20 protein-coding genes and 3 pseudogenes are annotated in these 25798 nt (G+C 31.4%); 14 read left to right on the forward strand and 9 right to left on the reverse strand.

The window, feature by feature from the left end; all coding sequences use genetic code 11:
* The first annotated feature begins 10 nt into the window (after window positions 1-10).
* Window positions 11-1285: an MDR family MFS transporter gene (locus ACLBXA_RS18155; protein ID WP_001258009.1), complete on the forward strand. Its 1275-nt coding sequence runs from the start codon at window positions 11-13 to the stop codon at window positions 1283-1285.
* 172 nt (window positions 1286-1457) lie between these two features.
* Here the strand turns inward: ACLBXA_RS18155 and ACLBXA_RS18160 are convergent.
* A pseudogene (locus tag ACLBXA_RS18160) lies at window positions 1458-1924 on the reverse strand (RsfA family transcriptional regulator).
* A gap of 717 nt (window positions 1925-2641) precedes the next feature.
* On the reverse strand, window positions 2642-3046 hold the full coding sequence (locus ACLBXA_RS18165) for a DUF3221 domain-containing protein (RefSeq protein WP_000482311.1): 405 nt from the start codon (window positions 3044-3046) through the stop codon (window positions 2642-2644).
* 851 nt (window positions 3047-3897) lie between these two features.
* Here ACLBXA_RS18165 and ACLBXA_RS18170 point away from each other — a divergent pair.
* Window positions 3898-4191: an ArsR/SmtB family transcription factor gene (locus ACLBXA_RS18170; RefSeq protein ID WP_000631350.1), complete on the forward strand. Its 294-nt coding sequence runs from the start codon at window positions 3898-3900 to the stop codon at window positions 4189-4191.
* Between the two features lie 551 nt (window positions 4192-4742).
* Here ACLBXA_RS18170 and ACLBXA_RS18175 read toward each other — a convergent pair.
* Together ACLBXA_RS18175 and ACLBXA_RS18180 are read right to left on the reverse strand one after the other, a co-directional pair.
* Window positions 4743-4901 carry a Phr family secreted Rap phosphatase inhibitor gene (locus ACLBXA_RS18175; RefSeq protein WP_000721348.1) on the reverse strand — a complete coding sequence of 53 codons (159 nt, stop codon included), beginning with the start codon at window positions 4899-4901 and terminating at the stop codon, window positions 4743-4745.
* On the reverse strand, window positions 4901-6001 hold the full coding sequence (locus ACLBXA_RS18180; RefSeq protein ID WP_001102552.1) for a response regulator aspartate phosphatase: 1101 nt from the start codon (window positions 5999-6001) through the stop codon (window positions 4901-4903). Before ACLBXA_RS18180 ends, ACLBXA_RS18175 begins: the two co-directional genes overlap by 1 nt.
* 467 nt (window positions 6002-6468) lie before the next feature.
* Between ACLBXA_RS18180 and ACLBXA_RS18185 the strand changes: the two are divergent.
* A pseudogene (locus tag ACLBXA_RS18185) lies at window positions 6469-6648 on the forward strand (nuclear transport factor 2 family protein); the annotation flags it as partial.
* 1017 nt (window positions 6649-7665) lie between these two features.
* Here ACLBXA_RS18185 and ACLBXA_RS18190 read toward each other — a convergent pair.
* Window positions 7666-7852: pseudogene (locus ACLBXA_RS18190) on the reverse strand (hypothetical protein).
* A 1013-nt stretch (window positions 7853-8865) separates the two neighbouring features.
* Here ACLBXA_RS18190 and ACLBXA_RS18195 point away from each other — a divergent pair.
* Complete coding sequence (locus ACLBXA_RS18195; protein ID WP_000680992.1) at window positions 8866-10284, forward strand: S-layer homology domain-containing protein; 1419 nt, start codon at window positions 8866-8868, stop codon at window positions 10282-10284.
* A 150-nt stretch (window positions 10285-10434) separates the two neighbouring features.
* Here the strand turns inward: ACLBXA_RS18195 and ACLBXA_RS18200 are convergent, their stop codons facing one another.
* A complete protein-coding gene (locus tag ACLBXA_RS18200; RefSeq protein WP_001059815.1) occupies window positions 10435-10989 on the reverse strand; it encodes a helix-turn-helix domain-containing protein in 555 nt (184 codons plus the stop codon).
* A gap of 101 nt (window positions 10990-11090) precedes the next feature.
* Between ACLBXA_RS18200 and ACLBXA_RS18205 the strand changes: the two genes are divergently transcribed.
* The 3 genes from ACLBXA_RS18205 to ACLBXA_RS18215 all read left to right on the forward strand — a co-directional run bounded on the left by ACLBXA_RS18205 (window position 11091) and on the right by ACLBXA_RS18215 (window position 13072).
* The gene (locus ACLBXA_RS18205; protein WP_003260087.1) at window positions 11091-11231 is read left to right on the forward strand and encodes a hypothetical protein; all 141 of its coding nucleotides are present in this window, start codon (window positions 11091-11093) and stop codon (window positions 11229-11231) included.
* Between the two features lie 381 nt (window positions 11232-11612).
* A complete protein-coding gene (locus ACLBXA_RS18210; RefSeq protein WP_000833542.1) occupies window positions 11613-12116 on the forward strand; it encodes a DUF3902 family protein in 504 nt (167 codons plus the stop codon).
* A 134-nt stretch (window positions 12117-12250) separates the two neighbouring features.
* Window positions 12251-13072, forward strand: a complete 822-nt coding sequence (locus tag ACLBXA_RS18215) for a peptidoglycan-N-acetylglucosamine deacetylase (RefSeq protein WP_000694595.1) — start codon at window positions 12251-12253, stop codon at window positions 13070-13072.
* A 492-nt stretch (window positions 13073-13564) separates the two neighbouring features.
* Here ACLBXA_RS18215 and ACLBXA_RS18220 read toward each other — a convergent pair whose 3' ends face one another.
* Window positions 13565-14140 (reverse strand): hypothetical protein, encoded by a 576-nt coding sequence (locus tag ACLBXA_RS18220; protein WP_000091044.1) that lies wholly within the window; start codon window positions 14138-14140, stop codon window positions 13565-13567.
* Window positions 14141-14290: 150 nt separating this feature from the next.
* Here ACLBXA_RS18220 and ACLBXA_RS18225 point away from each other — a divergent pair, with 150 nt between their 5' ends.
* Complete coding sequence (locus ACLBXA_RS18225) at window positions 14291-14815, forward strand: DUF6843 domain-containing protein (RefSeq protein ID WP_001233343.1); 525 nt, start codon at window positions 14291-14293, stop codon at window positions 14813-14815.
* Between the two features lie 32 nt (window positions 14816-14847).
* On the forward strand, window positions 14848-15081 hold the full coding sequence (locus ACLBXA_RS18230; RefSeq protein WP_000979114.1) for a hypothetical protein: 234 nt from the start codon (window positions 14848-14850) through the stop codon (window positions 15079-15081).
* 673 nt (window positions 15082-15754) lie between these two features.
* On the opposite strand, the gene ACLBXA_RS18235 is transcribed toward ACLBXA_RS18230, so the two are convergent.
* Window positions 15755-16213: a DUF5065 family protein gene (locus ACLBXA_RS18235; protein WP_000732058.1), complete on the reverse strand. Its 459-nt coding sequence runs from the start codon at window positions 16211-16213 to the stop codon at window positions 15755-15757.
* A gap of 999 nt (window positions 16214-17212) precedes the next feature.
* Between ACLBXA_RS18235 and ACLBXA_RS18240 the strand changes: the two genes are divergently transcribed.
* The 5 genes from ACLBXA_RS18240 to ACLBXA_RS18260 all read left to right on the forward strand — a co-directional run bounded on the left by ACLBXA_RS18240 (window position 17213) and on the right by ACLBXA_RS18260 (window position 23683).
* Window positions 17213-17365, forward strand: a complete 153-nt coding sequence (locus ACLBXA_RS18240) for a hypothetical protein (RefSeq protein ID WP_000812116.1) — start codon at window positions 17213-17215, stop codon at window positions 17363-17365.
* 990 nt (window positions 17366-18355) lie between these two features.
* Window positions 18356-19411 (forward strand): hypothetical protein, encoded by a 1056-nt coding sequence (locus tag ACLBXA_RS18245; RefSeq protein ID WP_001088900.1) that lies wholly within the window; start codon window positions 18356-18358, stop codon window positions 19409-19411.
* 548 nt (window positions 19412-19959) lie between these two features.
* The gene (locus tag ACLBXA_RS18250; protein WP_000737764.1) at window positions 19960-21927 is read left to right on the forward strand and encodes a penicillin-binding transpeptidase domain-containing protein; all 1968 of its coding nucleotides are present in this window, start codon (window positions 19960-19962) and stop codon (window positions 21925-21927) included.
* 405 nt (window positions 21928-22332) lie between these two features.
* Window positions 22333-22866 (forward strand): RNA polymerase sigma factor, encoded by a 534-nt coding sequence (locus tag ACLBXA_RS18255; protein ID WP_000438327.1) that lies wholly within the window; start codon window positions 22333-22335, stop codon window positions 22864-22866.
* Entirely contained in the window at window positions 22856-23683 is an 828-nt protein-coding gene (locus ACLBXA_RS18260; protein WP_001060767.1) for an SH3 domain-containing protein, read from the forward strand. The genes ACLBXA_RS18255 and ACLBXA_RS18260 overlap by 11 nt, the downstream gene beginning before the upstream one ends.
* An 11-nt stretch (window positions 23684-23694) precedes the next feature.
* On the opposite strand, the gene ACLBXA_RS18265 is transcribed toward ACLBXA_RS18260, so the two are convergent.
* Window positions 23695-25455: a peptidoglycan D,D-transpeptidase FtsI family protein gene (locus tag ACLBXA_RS18265; RefSeq protein ID WP_000902382.1), complete on the reverse strand. Its 1761-nt coding sequence runs from the start codon at window positions 25453-25455 to the stop codon at window positions 23695-23697.
* Window positions 25456-25798 lie beyond the last annotated feature (343 nt).

The raw sequence follows: 25798 nt of genomic DNA on the forward strand, positions 1-25798 counted from the left end.
AGGTAACTATATGAGGAGTACATGGAAAGAATTAAAGGGGATGGATCTTAATGTCTGGATCCGCTTTATCGGAGAAGCCTTAAATGGTATTGCAATGATGATGTTAATGCCATTTTTTGCATTATATTTAAAGGATAAAGTGGATTCTCTACTTGAGGTAGGTATAGTTATAGCTTTATCCCCAATTGCGGCGAGTTTTGGTTCATTAATTGGAGGGCATATAGCGGATACTTATGGACGGAAACCAACTATGGTACTCTCTATGGCCAGTAATGGGCTACTAATGCTTGTTTTTTTGTTTATTGATAGTTTTATAGGGTATGCCATTTTATCTATTGGTTTAGGGCTATGTAATTCTTTCTTTGAACCAGCGGCATCTGCAATGGTTACCGATGTAACAGAACCTGAAAAAAGAACTGAGGCATATGGATTACTTAGAATGGCTCATAATATAGGAGCTGCGATAGGCCCTATAATTGGTGCAGCAGTTGTGGTTGTATCAAAAGATGTCATATTTTTGATTACTTCTGGAACCATGCTGTTTTATACAATATTAATGTTATTGTTTCTAAAGGAAACAAAGCCTAAAAATATAATGATACATGAGGAAACACATAAACAGTCAATAAGATTTACGTTAAGAGTTGTTATAAGAGATAGAATATTTCTATTCTATATAGTGACGGGAATTATTATATTTATGGGATTCTCACAATCGGAAGGTATGTTACCACTTCATTTTAGTAATGAGAATACAATGATTTTTGGAAATAGTAATCCATTTCCATATTTAATGACTTTAAATGGCTTATTGGTTGTATGTTTCCAATTTCCTATTTCAAAGTGGTTAACTCACAAACCAATTGGTAAATCAATGCTATATGGTGCTATTCTTTTTGGCGTTGGCCTTTTAGCAATAGGATGGTTACCAAAGTGGTTTCAAGTAATAGACGCAAATGATTTAATTATTCTAGGCTCATTATTAATAGCTTATACAGTTTATACAGTAGGGGAAATGATTATGTCACCTGTCCAAATGACATTCGTCGCTAATATAGCTCCAGAACATTTGAGGGGGACTTATATGGGGGCGGCTAATCTGCAATGGATTACAGGTAATGTATTTGGACCTCTTCTAGGCGGTGTATTACTGGATCAGCTTTTAGGACATATGTTATTTACAATCTTAGGTGTGGGTTGTATTATTTCTGGATTTGTTTACTTACTATTAGATAGACTTATTGAGAATAGAAGTAAACAAATACCTATAAAACAAACATCTTAATTTTAATATTGTTAATGAGTTGAAAATTAAATTTTATGTTTTAAGGAATAAATAAAGTGCACGTTTATTAAGAGTAAACGTGCACTTTATTTATTAGTGTTTAAACTTAATTTATATATAGTGAGTTTTTTAGGTGACGACTTAAGTGTATAAAAGTAATTTGCTACTTTATTTAATTAATTTCAACTAGACTTCTTGTCTTATCAATATGATTAAGTAACATACGATACTCTTCTTCGTACATAGTTACACGTTGTAGAAGGGAATGATTTTCTGTCTCTAAAGTTTTTATTTGACTTTGTAAGTTTGTAAATTCATATGTTTTTTTATAATTTTGTAGAAAGAGAATAATATCATCTAATGTCAAAGATAAAGAGTATGTTTCTTTTTTTGTTGAGAGGGAGAAATATTGTTTCCCACTTCTCGATTTCGTTTTGCTTGTTGTATTTCCTCTTGGTATTGTTTTCTCACGTATGAATTCCAGCGAAATCCACAAGCTGCAGGTGTCCGATTTAGTAGCTTTGCTACTTCCTTGAATGCAGTTAACTGTGTTCCACCGTTACGAATATTCTGGAGTACTGTGGATGCGAGAAGTAAATCGTTATCGTTCGTCCAGGAATCTTGTCTTGAGAGTACCACGTTTTAACCTCCTTTATATGTTTTATAACATTAATCAAATTAAACGTTCTCTTTTCCTTTTGTAAATTTAATATCAATCTCTCATTTTAATCTACTTAGAATAAATCCGTTAATACGTAGATTGCTGATGATGCGTTAGGTGGATTTACTTATATCACCCACCAATTTATTAGTGAAAAATTAATTTCGTTGTACATAATATTATAGGATCTTCTGACAAGAGACAATTACGCTGATATAGCCACTAATAGGAAATAAGAGTACTTTATCTGTTTGTATTTTGGGTTCTGGATAACGATTGTAATATGAGTTTTTAATAGACATTTAGTAGATATTTGTTAATTTAACATCTCTAAATGGAGGCATGTAACTTGAATATAATAGATTAAAAGAGGATATATACTATTGGGGTTAAAAAGAAAACGAAATAGAGAGGATATTTTAGGTTAGGAAAATTTGAATGGAATTGTCATTAAAGATAGGACCTTTCAAAAAGGGAGGATAATTGACAACTGTAGGTACTATGATTAGGAATTTAATTCTAATCATTTTATGTTGAGAAATAAAAAATTATTTTGTAAAAGGCGCGATGGGGTTTTCTTACTGTAACCATTTCTTATTTATCACTAGACAGCTTGATTAATAAGAGAAAAAAGTTGGTGAGATAAAGGGCATCATTCTAATTAGAATGATGCCCTTCTTAATTTTAAATATAATTTAATGAAATACTTTTTCAATTGTGGGCATAACAGCTATTGGTGGTAGGGATTTAGTCCATGCAGCTGCATATACATTTAATTTCTCACCTAATGTGTAGTTTTCACTATCTGAAACAGGAACTCTTAAAATCTTATTTTGAGAAACTAGATTCCACCAATCATGTTGATAAGCAAGAGCTTCATCTTTTGTGGACGTAGCTGCAACTACTAAATAATTGTTCTCTACTGAAATGACATATCCAGTAAAAGGTTCTTGTTCTTGGTTCTGAATAGAATGAACAGGAATATTGTTGGCGGAAATCTTGTTAAAATCTGCAAAGGCCGGTGTTAATCCGAATGTAAATCCACATCCTAGTGTTAAAGCTGTTACCGTTGTTACGAATGTTTGTTTTTTGTTAAACATGATATATCCCCCTTATATTTTATCCTTACACTATCCACTTTCAATTTACATACATATAAAGCCTTTTAATATTAAGATATTTAACAATTCTGTCACAATTATTCCATAAATGTTAATATTATCTATTAATGGAATTGGGTTTATGTTATAATTCACTAGGTGAACTATTATTGTTCATTTCATCTCTTGATGAATGTATGCCCTTCCTTAAGTGTAAAGATGTTCGATTTTATTGGTGAAGAGAGGATATATCCCTCTTCTTTTTTTATTAATATGGGACTTTAGGGAATGAACAGAAAAAGAACCCTATGGGGTTCTTTTTCTAGGCATATTAACAGTAAGGAGAGTAATGAAATGCTATTTTCAAATCTTTACAAGGAGAAAAATTTGAAAAAGCTTATCATGTTATTATTTTTACATATATGTAATATAAAGTGAATTGATAATATTTAGACTTACTATTAGTAATATTTAATTAAGATAGTTAGTACTACATTAATAGTGTTAACTATCTTGATTGGTATGGAATGTGATAGAAAGCATAAGTTTGTCGCAAATTTATACTTTCATAATTTGAAGAATATTCTTTATATTGATTTTAAAGAAAATACAAAATTTTTACTAGATGTGAGAAAAAAGAATTGAAAATATCCTTTAAAATAAGATATATTTGGTTCAAAAAATTAGAGGGCACCAATTCATTAAAGCAGTAAAAACGTTTTAATGAATTAGTGTCCTTTTTGTTTTAAAAAGAGAATATATTTTCTCAACAGGACAAATGGTAATCAGCTATAAGTATTAGTTATAAGAATAAAAGGAAAATAGAAATTAATAATAAAGGAGAATGCGAAATGATAACATTAATATCTGAAAAAAATCTAGCTGAAATCCACGAAGACGATGTAGATGTATTAAAAGTAATGGCACATCCTGTTCGATTACAAATTGTAAATGAATTAATGCACCATAAAATGTGTAATGTTACACAGTTAACGGAAATATTAAGAATCCCCCAATCTACTGTTTCACAACATCTATCAAAATTAAGGGGAACCGTACTCCGTTCAGAAAGAAGAGGGTTAGAGATGCATTATTATATAGATAATGCTAAGGCACGTCAGATTGTTGAAATTTTAGGTTTGTAGATTAATAATACATAAAAGGTTTTCTGTTACAAGGCAGGAAACCTTTTTTATATGTATAACTAATTGTGTGATAATATCATACTGTAGAAACTACCTAACAATAATTTAAATTTAACAGCTTGTTTTATCTTGCCATACACAATTTAACACGATATATAGGTATAAACTTACAAAGAAGGGTTTTAATTGGAAATTAGATATAACAATGGATAATGGTAAGTGTATTAAAGAAATTATAGAATTAATGAAATAAAAAATAATCAATAGTTGTTGTAAAGGCATATATTTATAAGAATGTGGCAGGAATGAAATGAACTTTACAGTTAATTTAACTTGGATGAAAAGAGATTTAATAATTGTTTAATAGAGTTCATTACCTAGTAAATACGGAGTTCCTGGGCTTGAAGGGGAGGATATAAAAAGATAATGTGAATAATCCGAAACAAATATGTTTCGGATTAGAGGTTCGAGATTTTATCCATTTTCATTCAACGGTTTGTAAAAGGTAATAAGTTGAATTTTCTGGATTTTAATAAAGGAAATGTATTAGGTTAATCAATAGATACTCCACCAGAGACAATCAGTTTTGTTGGTGCTGGCGTATCTCCACCATTAAACGAAGAGTGTTGTGATACATTTAAACTAATTATGCTACATGCTAATGCACTTACTACTACCATATTTAATACAATTTTCTTAATCTTTTTCATTATTTTAACGCTCCTTTTCTCAAATATTTCTTATCAGCATTATTACTAATATAGAAATATTTGCTTGCCTTAACATGATTATCTGCCTCATAAAATTGGATTGCTAAAATCCCTGCATATTCTTTTACACAATCCCACATTTCCTCTTTTTCAAAATAAGAAATAGCATCAGTAACTACTTTTTCTAGTTTAATTCTAGGTAGTTCTGTGATTAGTTCATTTAAAACTGCGAAACGATGCTTATATTCCTCATTTCCTGATTCATTTGTATACTTCATTCCTTGCTCGATATATGATTTTGCTGTTTCAATGCCTTCTAAATTATAATATGCTCTTGCTAAGACAAATAATGCTTTAAAATGATTCGGTAGGGTATTTATAATTTCAGAACTCTGTCTGATCGCCAATGGAAATAAATCTTGAATATTATATAACCAGCCCAAATTATGACGTACTCTTAATAATAATTGTTCTTCATTATACTTTTTAAAAACATCAATAACCGTATTGAGACATTCTTCAGCTCTTTCAAACTCTCTTAGATCTATACAAGCTAAACCGTATACATTGTCGCATAAGGCAACATTAATTTCATAGCCTACATGATTCTGGTATACTTTTTTTGCCTTTACTACATGTTGAATTGCTTCAAATGGTTGATAAGATTGATAACAGTAAGTTGAAAATCTATACTCAAACTCGGCTTTTTCTACTGCATCAGGTATATCAATTAAAAGTTCTTCCGCCTTTTCATAGTGTGTTTTCGCTTCAGTATAATTTGCTAAAATTGTAGAATGAATTGCCTTAAAGAAATGATAATAGTAAGCTAAAAATAAAAAATCATCTTTGATAGTAGAGAGTTTTTCTATTTGATTAAAAGAATCTTTTGTAATACTCATTGCATCTACCAAGACCATATATCTAAAATTCAGTAGGGAATAATAGAATGATACATAGTGATCTGCTTTTAGTCCTTTTAAACTTTCTTTTACTTTTAGGTATGTTTGTTTTGCTTCTTTTACATGATATAAACGAATTTCTTCATACCATTCGTGTAATAATCCCATCAATTGCTCATTACTCTTCTCTTGAACATTCATAATATCCCCCTTTTCTATGTAAAGGCTTATTCTGATAATAACAGGAATTAGATACATTAAATTTAACAATGAGTTTTTTTCATAAATATACAGAATATTCAGAATATGGCAGTTACCCACCCTTTGTAATGCGACAAAATATAGCTAAGATAGTACAAATTTCGCTAAGTGATTTTTTGATGCTTAAATGTTTGCTATTGAATATATCGTATAAGAGGTGTCTTAGTACTATGGTAGAAAAGGAGGTAGCTTACATTGCTATTTTTTTGAGAAAATATTGGACTTATTAAGTTTCAAGGAATTCAATATAAGTATACTCATGTCTACTTATATTGAAAAGTGAGCGTTAGTTTATGATAAGTTTTGGGATTAATTTACTAAGGACAATGACAAATTTAAGAACAAGAAGAAAAGTAATGGATGCTAGAATTCTGCAAGCGTTAGGGTAGAATTTAAATGTTTTTTGAAAAAAAGAATTAGCTGAAGGGGATACAGTTGCTCTTCATGTACATTCTCGTACTAATTCTCAAGATAAGGGAGTTGCTATAGTTGATATATTTCGTATCAAGGATGGAAAGATTGTCGAACACTGGGATGTAATTCAAGAGATTCCAAGTGAAGCAGTTAATGATAATACGATGTTTTAGGTAGAAGGATATATAAATTCAGATTTATAATAAAAACCCCCATTTTGATTAACCTTTTTTCAAAATGGAGTCTTTTTATTTTCCATATAAAATTAACAGTACCCTTGATGTATGAGTCACATCATAGTAAAAACTCTTCTATAGGCAAGAAGAGTTTTTTAGTAAGTCTATAGCATTCTGGGAGAAATTAATGTTTTTATTATTAATAATGAAAAATAATTAGGATAAGAAGGGGAAAATAGCATGAAAATGAAAGTAATGATTTTAACAGGCTCAGTACTTGCAGCAACAAATGTTACGGGCAGATACAACTTTTAAAGATGTTCTTACTGATCATCATTTGGTCATATAAAGCATAAAAGAGAAAAATATCGTAGCAGGTTATAGAAATCGTATATATGGTTTCGGTGATAGTATTATACGTGGTTAAGTTGCTAGATTACTTTATCATTTTAGCCAAGATGGTTTTTAAAACATAATCAGTACGATTAAATGGGAGACATGAGTCATTGCTTATCGATGGTAAAGTAGACGTATATAATTTAAAAGGAAACCCATGCAACAATATAAATAATAATTTGTATGTGAACGTAAAAAATACCAAGATGGCCCTGAAGGGGAGGGGGGCTTGGTGTTTTTTAGCTAATATCACGATTTTTAAGTAATTTTCATATTCTGTTAACCGCACTAATATCAAGTTTTTTAATTCAATCGTTTAAATTTCGCAAGTGTATTCTTTATCTCTTTATCTTCCACATATCAGTGGGTAATCTTTGTATAATCTGATCTTATCTCTAAATCACAACTGTTACCCCAGTACCATCAAGTTAAAGTTTCATTTTATTTTGCTAACTTGATGGTGATGTGACGTAACCTTAATTATTTGGAAATTTTAAAAAAGTCCCCTTAGTCATGTTAAAGGGACCTTGATCACGCAAATGATCTGTAAATCAATTCATTTTTGATAGGCAGATCATTTGTATGATAATTTTTGTAAATAATTGCTGAATAGTGAATTTACATAAATGCTTTTAGAAGTTCTTGAATTAATGGGATTGCTCCACCTATAAATTTTAAAACTGCCATTGCGATTTCCATATTATTCTCTCCTCTTTTTTCGTATTAGGATATGATAAATCTTTATAAATTCATTATAGTAAGCGCTTACAATTATTACAATACATTTTCGTATGCAATATTGCATATTTATACATTAGATCTCTATCATTCATTTTTTAATGGTACTATAGCGAGGTGAGAGTCTTTAAGGGTTCTCCTTAATAGGAGGAAATATGGAAAGAGTGCAAGCGATTTACAGTAATCAAAAATTTAAGAGTTGGGTTAAACAGGTATTAGCTGTAGGAGGAGTAATAGGGTGCTGTTATTTGGTGTTATATGTTTTCTGCTTCTTAGTTATCATGTAAATATTATACAACGAAACTAGTAGAGTCTTACCTAGAGAGGTAAGGCTCTTTTATTGTAGTACCTCGAGATGAGCAAACTACATACAATATCTATCAGGTTTTTCAGATTACTTTGTATGGTTCCTTGTTTAGAACAATAATTCCTATCATTGAAATTAAATAAACTTCTATTTAAAAGTTTGAATTTATATTGAAAACAGAATTCTATTGATAAAAAATATGTTTTTACTAGATACATATTAAAAAGACAAGTATAAATTATATTAGATTTTGGCAAAGTCTTTTTGACTTGGAAAAGGATTTAAATATTACTTGTAGATTTGATTCCTTTTTACATACTATAATCCTTATATTGCTACGTAAACATAATACAGTAATAATGATTTAAAAGCAAGAATTTTAGTAGCGGTACGTTCACACATCCATCAACTTAAGATTTTAAAGTAGCTCTTAAACAAAAAACTTCTTTTTTTAATTGATTCATAGTAAACAAGAAAGGTTGGCAAATTAACAACTAAAGAGATTTCTTCAGGTAAGCTAATAAGTAATCTATCAAAAGGTCCTTTACAAAATTTATACATAAGTCAATTATAAGATCATGTAAAATTTAAAATTATGTAAATGTTATACATTTTTGTAAAAGACATTCATTGACACTTGCGTATATAAGTAACTATACTCGTTACATCAAATTGAATGTGTGATAATACGATTTTATTATTATTACAAACATGTAAATATAAAAATAGAAAATCCCAATTTGATAAATACAATGGTAGAGGTGTTTATTTTAATGAAGCACAAATTAATTGCAACAGGTATCCTTGCAGGATCTATATTATCCTATTCTTCTAATATTTTAGCAGATACTCATAAATTCCCTGATGTTCCTGTATGGGCTGATAAATCTGTTAATTATTTAGTTGATAAACAGGTATTGAATGGTTATCCAGATGGAACTTTTGGTTCAAATGACTCATTAGACAGAGCTTCGGCTACAAAAATTATGACAAAAGTTTTAGGGATACAAATTGATCCTAATGCAAAACCATCTTTTACAGATTCACAAAACCACTGGGCTACTCCTTATATTGCTGCTGCTGAAAGAGCTGGTATTGTTAAAGGTGAAGGTAATGGAATCTTCAATCCATCCGGAAAAGTAACTCGCGCTGCTATGGCTACGATGCTAGTAAATGCATATAAACTACAAAACACACCAAATTATAACGAGCAGGTTAGATTTGAAGATTTAAAAGGGCATTGGGGAGAAAAATATGCCAATATTTTAATAGATTTAAAAATTTCTAATGGTACTGAGAACGGTTGGCAACCAAATAGATTTATAACACGTGCTGAAGCTGCTCAACTTACTGCAAAAACAGATATGTTACAACAAAATTCAAACGATGAAAAAGAGATTATTACTGCTACTTCATATGAAGATTTAAATTTAACAGTGGCTTCGAAAATTACAGCTCAAGAGATTGATAGTTTTATTGCGAAATATCATTCGGATAGTCCTTTAGTTGGACATGGGCAAGATTTTATCAATGCGCAAAATCAATATGGCGTGAGTGCTCATTATTTAGCAGCGCATGCGATTTTAGAATCTGGATACGGAAAATCAGAAATCGCATATCAAAAACATAATCTATTCGGTCTACGTGCATATGATGGAGATCCGTTTAAATATGCGAAATATTTACCAAGCTACGGCGATAGCATTGCTTATAACGCTAATTATGTACGAGAAAGATATTTAGAAGAAAGTGGTATGTATTATAACGGGCCAACATTAACTGGCATGAACGTGAAATATGCATCAGATAAAGGTTGGGCTAAGAAAATTGCGGGTATTATGGAACGTATTAAACCGTTTCGTGTAGAAGACTATACATATGCAAAAAAATTACCAAAGAATCCTGAAACATTAGATGTCGACGCATTATCTAATGAAATTCCATATAAAATGTATGCAGACGGTTCAAGCTCAAATGTTGTATCATCAGCTACTTACTATCAGGTACCTTATCCATTTAATTTAAAAATTAAAAGTAGACCAGATGTAGCTGTCGAGGAGAATAAAGTTGGTACAGTAACTTCTGGAACAACCATCTTTATTTATCGTGAAGATCCAAATGGATGGGTAGAATTCTCTTTTGAAGCGAATGGAGAAAAATACTGGACATTAAAAAGTAAATTAAGTATGTAATTAAAAAGATCTATTTCACTACTTTTAATCGATTAGATTATAATCTCATATAATTGAGAGACAATTTTTTTACTTTCTTAAAATAAAGTTATGTATACAAGAAAAGTTAGAGGATTATTTTCTCTAACTTTTCTTCGCTAGTATTTGAAATTAAAAAGATGGTGGAGTTACTCCAAATATAACAGTGACCTTGTTTAAAGAAGTGTTTTCCCATTTATGCTTTGCATAAGGTGGGATTTTAACACTATCACCTGTATTGAGAAGTAAAACCTCATCATTTAGATATAGTTTTACTTGTCCTTCCATAATAAATGCTATTTCTTCCCCTTTATGTGCCACAGGTTCCATAGATGAAGCAGTTTGAGGTAACAGATTCATTAAAGCCAATTCTAGTGATCCATCTAAATTAGGAGATAATAGCTCATACGAAACATTGCCGCTTTCAGGAAAAGTTATTTTTTTTCTTTGGTTAGCTCTTACAACTAATTCTTCTGTACTGGTATCCTCTAAGAAAAAATTAAACAATGGAATATTTAATGCTACAGAAATTAATTTTAGTGTTTGTAATGATGGATTTGTGATTCCTTTCTCAATTTGACTTAACATGGAAGGTGTTATATCAGCTAACTCTGCTAAACGTTTACTGGTTAATCCGGCACCTTTTCTAAATGCCATAATTTTTTGACCAACATTAATATTGTTCATATATGTAATCCCCTTTAAATAAGTAAATAAAATTAAATTATTATTAATTTTATTTACTTATACTTAATATATTGTTAATATATACTTAATTATAATAAATTATGATTAATTTTAAAATATCGTATGTACATATGGCAGCAGCTGCGAAAAAGTGGGAAAAAGATTTACTTAGAAATAAAGGGGCTACTATTTTTGAATATACAGCTGGTTATAGTAAAGCAGTAGAAGAAGGGGGAACATAAGTTAATAAGAATCAAATGTGCTATTTTATTAACGATGAAAAATCAAAGCATGTATTTTAAGGTAATGCAGTAGTTGCTACTCGTCTGAATAATTGATATACAAATAAAAGTTGATGGATCGCATCCTCTATTTGTATATCTACCATGTGGAGTAGGATTTGGTGGAGCTTCGTTTAGTTTAAAAATTATGGTATGGGATCATGTACATGTAATTTTTGCTGGGCTATCCATTCTTCGTATATGCTAATAGGTATGATGACCGGATTATATGATGGGATTCCCATACAAGATTTTTAATGAAAAGGATTCTAATAAGTAAAGGACAACTTAAGAGTAGACTTCAATGCTGTATTGTAAAATTTTTAAGGAAGTGAAAAAAGTATGAAATCAGCTTTAAATAGTATTATGATCTCCTCGATTTTTGCAGTAGGAGGGATCCTTTCGCTTTTGTTTAATTTAATGGGGAATCAAGATTGGATCTGGAATTGGGTAGGGCTATTACTAGCATATCTATCTTTGGGCATTTTAATCGGTTTATATAATAAAACTGTGGATCACAAAACATTTCCTAAAATACTAAAAAGAACTTTGTTTATTTCCTTTAATGTAACTATATTAGGGATAATAATAGGGGTAACATACCAACTATTAGGAAAGTGGAATCTTACTATAATGATGTATTATTGGCTGATAATTTTATTACTACATTTAATTACTGTAATAACATTAGTCATCCTAGTATTCGAAAACGGTAATAGTAAAAATTACAGCTTACTATATAGTTTTATTATACTTTTAAACATTGTCCTTACCTTAGGACCAGTATTATTTCCAGTAGTTCTAACTATTATAGGAAATGCCATGAACGTTAGTGCAGGGCACTAATTTTCACCTATATAGATTATTAAAATGATTAGTCCAAAATTGAGATTGTTTAAGTTAAAAAACTTAATAAGCTAATAGGATAGTAAAACTAAACGACATAAAGTGGAATGATTTGATAGAAAGAAGATTATAATATGAAAATTAAGCTTAAGAAAAAAAGAATTATAAGTGTATTGTTAGCTATTACATTAGTAGCAATAGGGTATTACATGTTTCAATCTATTACAAATCCTAAGCTGGTAAATGCGGAAGAGGGAAACAGTGTTCAACAAGTGAGCAGTCTACCTAAAAATGAATTAAAAAAACCAATACCTAATCGTTTTGATGGTAAAGAAAGAAAAGTTGCATATTTAACTTTTGATGATGGACCAGGAAAATATACAGCTAACCTATTAGATGTATTAAAGAAAAATGATGTGAAAGCAACATTCTTTTTAATTGGCGATAATGTGAAAAGGTTCCCAGATTTAGTGAAACGAGAGCATGTAGAGAACCATTATGTGGGTATGCATAGTATGACACATGATTTTAAAAATTTATACACCAATCAGGAATATGTGAAGGAAATGAAAGAGGATCAATCTTTAATTAGAAATGTTATTGGAAACTCCCCGAAATTAACACGCCCACCATATGGATCAATGCCTGGATTAAATGAATCACTTCGAAATGAAGTAGTCAGAAATAATTTAAAAGTATGGGATTGGACAATTGACTCTCTAGATTGGAAATATAATAAACTACCTGTGGATGTAGCGGCCGCAAAAATTGTTCAAAATGTCTTAGCAGGTGCGACGTCTTCAAAGGAAATTGTTTTAATGCACGATATTCATCCACAATCTGTTGCGGCAGTTCCAGCAATTATAAAAGGATTAAGAGAAAAAGGGTATGAATTTGAAGCTTATGGTGAGAACAATCATTTTCCAATAAACTTCTGGCATGATAGCCGGATATAAAAGTATTTATGAGTTAAATGAATGGAATAAGAAATTGATATAGGGTTTAAATATATGTAAGAGCGCGTTGATCTAAATATATACCAACACGCTCTTTATTTATTTTTTATTATTTAAATGTAAGTATAGGGTTTTTATCGTATATAAATAATTAAATATCTTTTATTTTTATACAATAAATTACTTAATTGTTATATAAATATTGAATGAATTTAATTGTCGTTTTTAAAAAACAGTAAAATTGGCACAACACTAAACGTAATGGTAGTTATAGCAAGTGTCTCTTGTATCATATTATCTATACTAGGATTTTGGGGCCTTAATAAAGGGGAGCATTGTGAAGTCTTTTAATAGTATGCTGGATAACTTGCAAAAATTAATTGGAGAAGTAAAAAACACAACACAAGAAGTTACTTTTTCTACTGATGGGATGTTACAAGTTACTAAACGAGCATCTCATATATCAAGAGAGGTTGTTCATACTTATATTTGTTATCTATCTTGTCTCTTATTACTTGTATCTTCCAACCACTTAGAAACATATTCTTGCATACGAGATTCTAATGATTGAATCGTTTCATTTGATATAGCAAGTGCTTGATCCGCATACTTATTCGGGAACATGTTGCGCAAAGTAGGTTCATTTTCAGCACCATCTCCTGGTTCACGGTAATCTTCAATGATGTAATCATCGCCATTTTTTGTGACTGTCACACGGACTGGAAGTAAATGTCCTGCTTGAGGAACTGTCTGTGTTTCGCGGTTATATCCTTGCATGAGGGAATGGAGATAGACATACATTTTTTCATCCTTCATCTCAGTTCCATAGATTACATGCGTCTCAAATTGTTTTTTTGTATGATTTAATTTGTCTTGATTCCAGGCAATGATACTTTCTGAAATAAGGGAATCTAGTTTGCTGTTTAGCGGAATCTCCGTTACATCCTTTGCATCATTTTGGACTGAATCACACCCTGTTGTAATGAAAACGAGTGTGATAATGCTTACGGTAATCATTATCTTTCTCAAAATCTTATTTTCATATGTTAATGCAAAACGTCTGCTCATCAATTCACTCCATTTCTCTTCGTGCTAATCATCCACTGACATAAATATTTTATATAACAATAGTAAAATCGTCTTCAAACTAGAAACTTATTCTATCCAAGGGAATATAATACATACTATACCATTCTTACACATAACGGGAGAGACTCTATGAGAAAAGTTATAATGTATTGTGGGATCTTTAGTATGATTCTTTTAAGCGGTTGTATCCGATTCGGAAAAGACACTACAGATACCATTTATCTCATTCCAGAAGCATACGAAGGAGACCTTTTGGTTCTATACAATGTTCCAGGAGCTGAGTTGTTGCCAGAAGAAGATGGGTTTCGTGTTGTTACTTTTTCTGCAGACGGGACCGCAGTAACATCAACACCTAATATGAAATATGGGGAAGTCAACGATACCTATTACACGGTTAACAAGGAAGGAAAGCGCACCAAACTTGACGAAAGCTACATACGCGTTGGTTCAAATGGAAGCACTACTGAAAACATCGGTGAAGAAAATGAGCATACTTTCTCATACGCGAAATTGGAAGTCACACCTAGTGCATGCTCACAAAGCTTCTCATCATACGGGAGAGAAGTACCAGAAAATCAAGAACATCCTGTAGAGAAGAAACTGAGGGACTTACTGGTGCGTGTAAAAGAGCAGTATATGAAAGTGAAGAGCTAAATTTTAAAATTCTAAAAAGGGTGAATGGATGGATGATGTTAGGGATAGGGCTAATTGTATTAGGCATTTTACTTGTCAGCATAGTATCATACCGAGAAATAAAGAAAGCAGGGGGCGTTACCTGGATTGAAATTCTAGTCTATCCCTTTTTATTATTAATATGCGCGCTACTCGAGCATATTGATTTACCAGGGTTTTTAATATTTTTAGGTTTGGTATGTATTGTTTTTGGTAGCTGTATGGTCATGGGCGTCAATATTCTATAACATTAAGAGCAAAGCATTTAGTTCAGTTGCTTTTTTATTTTATTTTGTAATTTTTATTTTTAATGTCTATCACACTAGTTACCCAGACATACAGGGTTCCAAGTTCTGGTAAAAAACTTAGCAAGTTGAATGTATTCTCTATAATATAGAATGAAATAAAAATGGAGGAAAAATAAATAGACAATGGAAGAAAAATGTATACGTCACGTTTTAAAGATTTTAAACTTTGCACTTTATTCACCTCAGCTTTTCTGGCATTATGTTTTAAATAAGAACCCGTAAATTTGCAGATTCTCCTGGTGATGATTTTAAAATATGTAACTCAGTTTTAATCATAGAATGTATTGAGTCACTATAAAAATCAAATATTAATTTTCTAAAGAATCCTATACAAACCTTATTGTGTTAGAAATACAGACCTAATTATAACCGTTGTAAATGGATCCAATTAGATTTCGGCCATCCCAGTATCCGCATCATAACTAGTAACACTTCCTGTCATCCCTTTTAAAATACCAACATGGACTGTTGCATCCGCACTAACTGTTACAATTTTCATCACATTCAGCTCCGTTTCGATAATATGCTTTGAATTCCCGCGTGATCATTTATTCGTTAGATAACAAAAACGCACCGTAACCCAGTGCGTTTCAGACAAATATACCTATATGTTTTACTTTGTAATTTGGAAGGAGCCACCATAATAATATGAAGTGTCTATCTTCAGTACTGCTACATATGTACCTGGTGTGTAAACTGTTGTAATAGGTGTTGTGAACCTAGAATAGTAGTGGTGCCCAGCCTCACCTGCAGAAATGGTTTTGTAGCGCTGCAATTCACCTTCTCCGTTCAATCTATAAATCTTTACAACACCCACATCTTTTCCGCCTATATATACCGTCGTATCAAACGTACCACCTTGTTTTAACCTACCAGGGGCTAATTCTTGTATATAGTCCGCATTGTGATGCAATAAGAAATACGTTTGCCATGGCCAATCATCCACAACAGCTGAAGCTTGCTTAATCGTATTTACTTCAGCGCGCGCTTTATCAGGTAGCGTACTGTCTAAAACGATAAAACCCGAAAAGGTTAAGGCACCAATTAAAGCAAATGAACATAATTTTTTCATATTAAATTCCTCCCGTTTATCTGACATTTTCATAGTCTACTTACAGGTATTAGGTTGTCATCCATTAATTGGATTGTTATTATAAAATCAATATATCATTTTCTTTTAATTTAATCAAATTAGAATTTTCTAACAAATTATGAGAATAGATAAAATTCTACCTTTCTCCGTTTTTTCTATCATACAGAAGAAAGAACAGAGGCGATAAAGAAATTTTATTCCTCTCTCTTTTCAAATTAACAACATTTCCCGTTTGTACGGTACGAGACTATATTAAACATAAAATAGACACGAAAGGGGATTGGAATTAGCGAATATTTACATGGAATCTAGGAGATGCAAGCTCAACATTTCATAACGGATCGATGGTTCCATTTCAACAGACTCCGAATCCGACAGTAATTTTGTTCTGTTTATTCATGAGGTAACGGAAGAGAATTTAGAAAAACTTGCTACAATTGCTCATCAGTATATAGAGGAGACCATCCATTGTTACAATTACGGCATTGTAGAAGAAATAGGTTAAAAGAATAAAACATACTGTTCCAAATTAATATTCCGTGTGTTTTTTGAACATATATCCCTTGCTTTTATGTATATATTGAATATATAAATATATTGTGTTATGATGTTAATTAGAAACTCGCGTGTTTCAAATACAACATTTTTATCTTCTTGATGACCTCTTATCTTTCCGTAAGAGGTCTTTTTTTTATCCCTTCGTATTGCATAGCCGTTAAAATACTATGAAAAGATACTTGAGACTACTACACTGTGATATTCTCTAGTGTTTTTTCTTTATCCATATTATCTATTGTTGGGTAAACGATGAATTATTACTTTTTGTATAATTTTTATACATCCTGCAAATACGTTATTTTTTAGTAGGCAATTAAAATTTACATACATAATGCATAGAACAGTAGTGAGGAGATAACAGGAAGTAATAAATATAAGTTTGGATGACTTCTTATTTTGTAAAACTAGGGTGTAGAAAGGATGAAACAGATGGAAGAAAAACGAATTGCGATTTTTGTAGTGGATGGCAATGTCAAAGTCGCGAGCAAACTCCGTGATGTTGTGTTAGATATTGTTGGTTTTGATAATTTAGGAGAATACGTAGAGCCTGCTTTTACAGGGATATTGTATTAAGAACAGGAGGGAGTATGATTCCAAAAGAAGTAATGGTAGAATACGTCTCAATTTCCTGATTTAGCAAACCTGCTACCAACTGAAATTGTTGTTTATCCAGCTATTTGCCGCGCAGCCCGATTGGTGAGGGCTGATTAAAGTTTCACTTTATTAAATTGGATTAAGAGATTCTTGAAATGAGGTAGTAACAAAACAGCTTTGTGGGAATTAAACAAAAGGCTGTTAAAACAATTAAAGTGTTAGTTAAAAAAAGCTGATAGCTGAGCGAGAAGTAAACAATTAAAAAACTTTACTACATATGTAGCAAGTTTTTTCTTAACGTACGAAAATCTCGTTATGCATTACTATTAACTTAAGATCATGTATCTTATGATGAAAATAATTCTATCTCTCTATTAATTTATTTGAATATTCTTAAAACTCTTGCGATAAAACGTGGATGTATTTATAATTATAGTTAGTTAAGCTAACTAATTATAGTTGGATTTTCAACACAGGAATAGTTCAATAAAAAACAAGAATCTGAAGCAAATTTGTTAATCTATAGGGCGATTCCTCAAAGAATAGAGCTGTAAGCAGAATGAATTTAAAAAAACGGTAGCGAAGGGAAACTAATTAAATGGCAGCTAAGCTTGGTTTATTTATGTTATGAGTATCTGATAATGCACGAGACAAAGAAATGGTATGTCGCTAATTACTTGCTTTCTGTGCTTCTTGTGCATAATTAATTGAGAAGTAAAGTTATTAAATAAAATACATGTAAGTATAAAAGATAAAGTTGGAGAAGATAGATAAATACGTTGGATTATTAAATTCAACGTATTTTTACAGAATAAAAGTTAGTCTAACTTATTATAAGTTAAGCTAATTTAATTAGAAGGAGGTGAAAATTGTTTACAACTTGTCTTAGTAATAATACAAATTACTTAAATATACTGATTTCTATGGAACTTAAGAAATTTGGAACAAATAACAAGGAGGGTTTAATTAATGAATAGTTCTAAAGAAAATAATCCTATTTTGGCGGTCGTTAGCTCCAGCGGTAATCAAATTCATTTCTTCAATACGAAAAATTTTGAAAGAATAGGGGTTATAGATTCTCCAGTTACAGAACCTCATGAATTATGTTTCGATTCTAAGCGTCAATTGTTATATGTAAGTATTACTTATCGCTCAGGTTTTTATAGAAATAATCCGGAAAAAAGCCATGAAATTTTAGTTATCGATATTGATCAATTTAAAGTAATTGATATCATTGATATTTCGCCGGAATTTGCACCACATGGTTTAGTTTATAATGAAAAAAAAGACTTATTGTATGTAAGTGTTGAATCTGGTGAAGGAGGAATTTTAATTATTAATCTTAACACAAGAAAAGTGCTAGATAGAATCTCTAAAGAAGCAACAGGTCCACATTGGTTTGTGACGAATCCAGATGGTACAAAAGGATATTCCTCTAATAAAGAGGCGCCCTTTATATCGGTTTTAGATACACATAATAAGGAGTTAATTGGAAAAGTATCTATGCCCTATGGTAGTGAAGAACTAGCTATTTCTCCTAAAGGTAATCGAGTTTATATCCCTTCACCATGTTTACTTGGAGACTACAAAGAGGAGCAACCTACACTTAGCATCATTAATACAGAAACCGATAAAATTATAAAGACAAAATCATTTTCAGATTTAATTACTCCGGTTCATGTAACGAATGATGGGAAAGTATTGGTAGGACATACGCGTTTTCAGAATAAGAATGGAGAGAGAACAAGAAGTATGTTTTCTCCAGCACCAGGGTATGTTTCTGTTCTTGATGGAGAATCGTTAAATGTGTTAGGTACAATAGAAGTAGATTTACTCCCAATTACAATGCGTTCTTCTACGGACGGAACGGTTGGATATGTTTCTAACCTTAGATCAGGGACAATAAGTGTATTAGATTTAGTTAATTACAAGAATGTTCATACCATTGAAGTTGATCCAGGAGATCGAAATGCAGATCCTTCTGTAAATCAAGGAGCTCACGGTATAGCATATATAGAAAGGTAAAATAAGAAAACGCTATTCTTTTTGTAGAAATTTACAGAAAGTATGGCGTTTTTTATGTATCTATTAATTTCTGATGAATTCCAATTAGGTCTATTTTTTTTGCTGGTTAGGAGCGCCTGTTATTCATTATTGACTTCTGATAAATAGATTATGTTTCCATGTTAAAAGAGTAGGCAAAGTTTTTTAATGCTCGTTATTAGCTTTTGTATGAAATTAACTTTGGATAATTGATTATTGTATTCTTCTAATTGGATTAGATATTCATAATTAATTTGCAACAACCAAACTTCTTTGAAAACGAACTAAAAGGTATTTTAAATGTATGTTTTAAAACACCACTAATAATGATAACGTTTGCTAAATATAGGAGCTCCTTAAGTTTGTAAGAAGCTTACAAACCTCCTTCTTCCAATGCAACTTAAGCGTAAATTAATTTTTTGTAAATATGGAACAATGTCCTTACTTACACTGTCTATTAAGCGTTAAACATTTTTTATTAAATAAATTAAGAAAGGAATCATCATTTTTAACTAAGGGAGAAGATTGAATTGAAAAAATTATGGATGCTGCTTTTCGTTTGTTTCGCAGTTATGTTGGTAGGATGTAATAAAAACGAACCGCCAAAACAAGCATTTGAAGAATATATCAACTTATGGAATGATAGAAAATTTGCAAATATGTATGATTATTTATCAGATCATGCCAAAAAATCGATTTCTAAAAAAGAATTCACAGAAAAATATCAAAAAATCTATGAGGGGATTGGAGCTAAAAATTTAAAAGTTAAAATGAAAGGAGAGAATACGAAAGATAAAGAGCTTTTTCTTTTTGAAGTTAAAATGGATACGGATGTAGGATCAGTTTCATTCATCCACGAAGCAAAACTTGTGAAAGATAAAGAATCTTGGAAAATAGATTGGACACCGGACTTCATTTTCCCAGGAATGAAAAAAGATTACAAAGTACGTATGCAAATAGAGCAAGGAAAACGAGGAGAAATATATGATCGAAATGGAAAAGGGCTTGCAACGAATGGTAAAGCAACTGAGGTTGGAATTATTCCAGAGAAACTAGGCGAAGCAGCAGCGCAAACGAAAGGAATAGTAGCGCAATTACTTGATATGTCTATAGAAGAGGTCGAACAAAAGCTCACAGCGAAATGGATAAAACCAGACTCCTTTGTACCAATTGGCGTTTTAAAAGAGGGAACTAGACAGAATGATTATATTGAATTAGAAGGAGTTTCATCTCGCCCAGTAAATATTCGTACGTATCCATTAGGTGAAGCAGCGGCACACTTAACTGGATATATAGGAAAGGTGAATGCGGAGGAGTTAAAATCACTTCAAAAACAAGGTTATCAAGCAGATGATTTAGTAGGTAAGACCGGTTTAGAGAAAGTGTTAGAAAATAAATTGCGTGGTGAAAAGGGTGGACGCGTATTTATAGAAGATGAGAATGGGAGAGAGATTAAAAACGTAGCAAAAAAAGAAGCAAAAGAAGGAGAAAATGTTACGTTAACAATTGATGCTGCAATTCAAGAAAAAATCTTTAATGAGATGAAAACTGAAGCAGGATCTAGTGCAGCGGTCAATCCTAAAACAGGTGAAACAATCGCACTTGTAAGTAGCCCTGCTTATAATCCAAATATAATAGTTAGAGGAGCATCGAAAGCCCAACGAGAAGCATGGAATAACGACTCGAAACTACCAATGACGAATCGCTTTACACAAGCATTTGTACCAGGTTCCGTATTTAAAACGATCACAGGTGCAATTGGTTTGGAAACAAACACAATAAATCCGAAGGAAGAATTTAAAATTCAAGGATTGAAGTGGACAAAAGATTCGTCTTGGGGAAATTACTATGTAACGCGTGTAAAGGATGCAAGTCCAATTGATTTTGATAAGGCAATGAAGTACTCTGATAATATTTATTTTGCTCAACAAGCTTTGAAAATGGGAAAAGATCAGTATGTAAAGGAATTTAAAAAGTACGGATTTCATGAAAAATTACCAATCGAATACGAATTTCCTATTTCAATCATTGCAAAAGATGGGATAAAAAACGATATTCAACTAGCAGACACGGGCTATGGACAAGGACAAGTATTAATGACGCCACTTCATTTAGCATTAACATATGCACCGATTGTGAATGAAGGGAATATTCCGTCGCCACATCTTTTAAAAGAAGCAAAAGTAGCAGGGAATTGGAAAGAAAATGTGGTTTCTAAAAAGAATCAAGAGATATTAAAGAGTGCATTAATCAAAGTCATTAATGACCCTGATGGCGCAGGGAGAATTGCAAAGGTTGATGGTGTAACGCTTGCTGGTAAAACTGGTACAGCAGAACTGAAAGAGTCGAAAGAAGCAGACGGAAAAGAACTGGGATGGTTCGCAGCTTTCGATGCAAATGCACCAGACATGATTGTTACAATGATGATTGAAGATGTAAAAGGAAGAGGAGGAAGTAACGTTCCAGGTGAAAAAGTAAAACATGTATTTCAGAAATAATACTTAATTATAAGGTGAATTTTTTCACTAAATTTATTACATGTTTGCTTAACTCAAAGATATAAATTGGGGAAAATATAGAACAATTAAATTTCAAAAAAGCATTCTTTCTAATCGAGAATGCTTTTTTGCTGTGATTCTAGAAAAGTTGGCATTGCTAATGGTAAATAGAAGGGGATAGCAAATTGAAATGGACAAGTGGAGTTTTACGTTAAATTCAAAAAAACAGATTTTTATGAGTGGATTTTTATCATTGTATGCTTTACTTGTTTTTTTAGTAGTATTATACTGCCTGAAAAAAGATAAACAATGGAACAAATGAAACTTGTATCTTGTCTATATATTGAAACCATAATAAAAGTGAGGGCAGTTTTATGTTTATTCAAATAAGTTTGAGGTGTGGAAATGGAACAGACGTTTATTGAAAAGTGTAATCATGATGAGCTGGACTATGTTATAAAAGACTATTGGCAAGATGTATGGAATTATTCATTTATTATTACGAAAGATCCACACTTATCAGATGATATCACGCAAGATGTATTTATAAAGGTGTTTAAAAATTGGAATTCATTTCGAAAGGAGTCATCTATTAAAACGTGGATATTAAAAATCACAAGAAATACGGCAATAAACTATTTGAAATCCTCTTATTTTAAAAGGATATCTTTAATAGGATTTTTTAGTGACGATAAGCAATCCCTGTCAGCAGAACAAGAATTTTTTAAGCAAGAAGAAATGAATGATGTGTGGAAGGTTGTATTAGAACTACCTAAAAAGCACCGTGAAATAATTATATTGGACGCAAAATATGAATTATCTTATGAAGAAATGGCTGAAACATTAGGAGTATCCATTGGAACTGTAAAATCGAGATTAAGTAGAGCGAGAAGTAAGGTTTCAAAATTAATAGGGGAGGGTAGTAGTGATGAACAATAAACAAAATCCTGACTGGTATAGAAAAATAAAAAAAGGGCCAATGGAGAATCGTAAAGATGAAGAAGAATTTATTTCTAAAATAAAGCAGTCTATATATGAAAATAATGAAGTGGATTTTGTAAAACATAAAAGACCATTTCGTAAAAAAGTATTACCTATTGTAGTTGTTTTGGTTTGTACAATGTTATTTTTCATTGTTCAACAACCTTGGCTTGATGATAATAAATCACCGGTACAAAGTAGTACTCAAATTAAGCCTAAAACAAAAGATGAGTCTGCTCAAGATCCATCACTAAAACAATTTATGAATGAACTATATCAAAGTATAAACTCGAAAAATGAAAATGACTTGTATAAAGCGTTAAATGATGAAGTTCTATTTAAAGGGAAGAGTTATAAGAAGGATGAACTGAAGTTTGATGAAGATATTTTTCATGAGTTGCAAGTCGCTCTTACAATGGGGGGAGAGTTTGCAAATGATACAAAAAAAGTATACAAAGTACCAAGTGGATTGACAGAAAGTAACCAACCAAAGCAAGCGCATTTTATATATGCAACGGTTACTGGAAATAAAACGAAAATTTTAGCTGAACCAAAACGAGAATCACAAGTGTTATATGAAGTATCTAATGAAATGGTAAAAGCTTGGATTCCAGAAAAAGTGCAAAATGATGGATATATAAAAATATCGACAATTAATGGCAATACTGGATACGTACAAAAAGAGTATGTTTTAACTGATATTAAGTATTCATTTATGTTCGAAAAAAATGATAATGGTGAATGGAAAATAATAAATATAGATTCTATTTGGTAAAAGAGGAAGGTTCACTTTAATGAACCTTCCTCTTTGTTTTTATTCTCTTTTTGAAGTGTATGCCAAGACTCTAAAATTTCTGATGTAACGAGAGCGGCAATGTTTTTTTCTGAATTACTACCAGGAATAACGACAGAAACGGCAATTTGTGGATCTTCAGTAGGAGCATATGCAATGAAAAGAGAATGATTTATCATTCTTTCTTGCTCATTTGGAAAGCCTGTAATACCTGTTTTACCTGCGACGTCAAAAGGCAACTTTTTAATTTCCTCTATATTTTGACTCATTCCACCTTGCACGACACTCCAAAAGTTCATCGGGTAACGATTTGAACTTTCTAAAATTGGTTTAAACTTTTTTGTTTCCTTACCGTCCGGACTAATAATTGCACTTACAGTTTGAGGTTTATATTTATCACCTTTACTTGCCAAAGTTGCTGCATATTGAGCGAGTTGAAGAGGGGTATGCACTTCATTTCCTCCCCAAGAGGCGTTTAATAAAGCGGAGATTCCATTTTCAAACTTATTAGATGGATGGAATTCATATTGTCCGTCTTCTTCAAAGGGTAAATCAATCCCGGTTTTAGAACGTAGGCCGAATTGTATTAAATAATCTGTCCATATATGTGCCACTTTTTCTATATTCCCATTATTTTGGTTGAATAGGGGCAGAGCTACTTTTGCTGTCATAAATGTGTTAGATGAATTAATGATAGCCTGCCTCGGTGTAATCTCACCTGTTGGCGTTCCAGGTGCATTCGTAATGTTATTTTGATTATCATACTGAAAAGTCCCTTTATCTAAATAAGTATCTTCGGGTTGGAAAAGCTTTTCGTTTAATCCAATTAAAATAGTGAGTGGTTTTATAGTAGAAGCCATATTTACATAAGATTCACCATACTTTAATTTTTGAATTGCTTTATTTTGCGAAAGAGAGTTAATGTTTTCTTTTCTAGAAGATACACGTGTATTTAATATATTTGGATCAAAAACTGCCGTGTTGGCCATAGTTAAAATTGCGCCAGTTTTTGCATCGCTTACTACAGCATAACCAGCTTTAGCATCAGGTGTTTTCTTAATTTGAGATCTTAATGCTTCTTCTGCCTTTTGCTGCAACTCAGAGTCTAAAGCTAGCCGTACATCTTTACCTTTTTGTACTTTTTGAATATTCCATAAGAATTTTTTATTATTCAATTTAAAAATAAGAGTTTTACCTGGTTTTCCTTTTAAATCATTTTCATATTGCAGCTCAATCCCGCTTTTTCCAACAGCCTTATGCTTTGAATTAAGGTCATTTTCTACATACCCAATTACTTGTGAACCAATTTCGTGTTTAGGATAATATCGAATCCATTCATTTTTAATTATTACATTATTGGGTTTGTTTTTGTTTATGAATGCAAGTTCATTTTCAGTTATATCAGAGTATAACGGTATATCATTCATAGTCTGCTTTTTACAAGATTGTTGTAATTGAGATTTTATGTTCTCTGTAGAAATATCATGTTGAAATTCGCTTGAAAATTGATTAAAAAAAGCTAATGTGTTTGATGTATCTTGTTTCGATAGCTTTTCGTCATTAGAAGTGCAATATAGAGACTTAACTTTCTTATTTGTAGCTAGTATTACACCATTTTGATCAAAAATCTTTCCTCTTTCAGCTGAAGAAGTTGCGATAGTAATTGAAATGAAGTTGATTTTTAATAAAATTAGTAAAATCAAACCTACGATAGAAAAAACCGCAAAAAATCTCCATCTTTTTATATGTAACATATAACCCTCCCTTATGTAGCCTATTTCATCTTATATTTAATTATTTTTTTTGTAAATGTGGAACAACTTTATTGTTTAGGTTGTCTATTAAGTATTACAGCATGAAGAAAGGAATAATTAGCATGAAAATTTACTAGCAAGTTTATATGTAAGTTTAATAAGAGTCATTATACAGTTTAGCACTTCTCATGCAAGTGGCAAAAAAATAGAGAGAAAACAGGAAGGGAGAGTTATTAATTCCGTATCTAAACGAAAAGAAATGGTTGCTTACAAGGATTAAGCAAAAAATTGAGGCGATATTTATAACCGATTATCGGTATCTAATATATAAGGAATGCTTTTA

This window comes from Bacillus sp. D48C, assembly GCF_053345735.1.

Bases quoted from the DNA above. Each gene is read 5' to 3' on its own strand.
- ACLBXA_RS18155 (WP_001258009.1), top strand. From the start codon at position 11: ATGAGGAGTACATGGAAAGAATTAAAGGGGATGGATCTTAATGTCTGG.
- ACLBXA_RS18165 (WP_000482311.1), bottom strand. From the start codon at position 3,046: ATGTTTAACAAAAAACAAACATTCGTAACAACGGTAACAGCTTTAACA.
- ACLBXA_RS18170 (WP_000631350.1), top strand. From the start codon at position 3,898: ATGATAACATTAATATCTGAAAAAAATCTAGCTGAAATCCACGAAGAC.
- ACLBXA_RS18175 (WP_000721348.1), bottom strand. From the start codon at position 4,901: ATGAAAAAGATTAAGAAAATTGTATTAAATATGGTAGTAGTAAGTGCA.
- ACLBXA_RS18180 (WP_001102552.1), bottom strand. From the start codon at position 6,001: ATGAATGTTCAAGAGAAGAGTAATGAGCAATTGATGGGATTATTACAC.
- ACLBXA_RS18195 (WP_000680992.1), top strand. From the start codon at position 8,866: ATGAAGCACAAATTAATTGCAACAGGTATCCTTGCAGGATCTATATTA.
- ACLBXA_RS18200 (WP_001059815.1), bottom strand. From the start codon at position 10,989: ATGAACAATATTAATGTTGGTCAAAAAATTATGGCATTTAGAAAAGGT.
- ACLBXA_RS18205 (WP_003260087.1), top strand. From the start codon at position 11,091: ATGATTAATTTTAAAATATCGTATGTACATATGGCAGCAGCTGCGAAA.
- ACLBXA_RS18210 (WP_000833542.1), top strand. From the start codon at position 11,613: ATGAAATCAGCTTTAAATAGTATTATGATCTCCTCGATTTTTGCAGTA.
- ACLBXA_RS18215 (WP_000694595.1), top strand. From the start codon at position 12,251: ATGAAAATTAAGCTTAAGAAAAAAAGAATTATAAGTGTATTGTTAGCT.
- ACLBXA_RS18220 (WP_000091044.1), bottom strand. From the start codon at position 14,140: ATGAGCAGACGTTTTGCATTAACATATGAAAATAAGATTTTGAGAAAG.
- ACLBXA_RS18225 (WP_001233343.1), top strand. From the start codon at position 14,291: ATGAGAAAAGTTATAATGTATTGTGGGATCTTTAGTATGATTCTTTTA.
- ACLBXA_RS18230 (WP_000979114.1), top strand. From the start codon at position 14,848: ATGATGTTAGGGATAGGGCTAATTGTATTAGGCATTTTACTTGTCAGC.
- ACLBXA_RS18235 (WP_000732058.1), bottom strand. From the start codon at position 16,213: ATGAAAAAATTATGTTCATTTGCTTTAATTGGTGCCTTAACCTTTTCG.
- ACLBXA_RS18240 (WP_000812116.1), top strand. From the start codon at position 17,213: ATGAAACAGATGGAAGAAAAACGAATTGCGATTTTTGTAGTGGATGGC.
- ACLBXA_RS18245 (WP_001088900.1), top strand. From the start codon at position 18,356: ATGAATAGTTCTAAAGAAAATAATCCTATTTTGGCGGTCGTTAGCTCC.
- ACLBXA_RS18255 (WP_000438327.1), top strand. From the start codon at position 22,333: ATGGAACAGACGTTTATTGAAAAGTGTAATCATGATGAGCTGGACTAT.
- ACLBXA_RS18260 (WP_001060767.1), top strand. From the start codon at position 22,856: ATGAACAATAAACAAAATCCTGACTGGTATAGAAAAATAAAAAAAGGG.
- ACLBXA_RS18265 (WP_000902382.1), bottom strand. From the start codon at position 25,455: ATGTTACATATAAAAAGATGGAGATTTTTTGCGGTTTTTTCTATCGTA.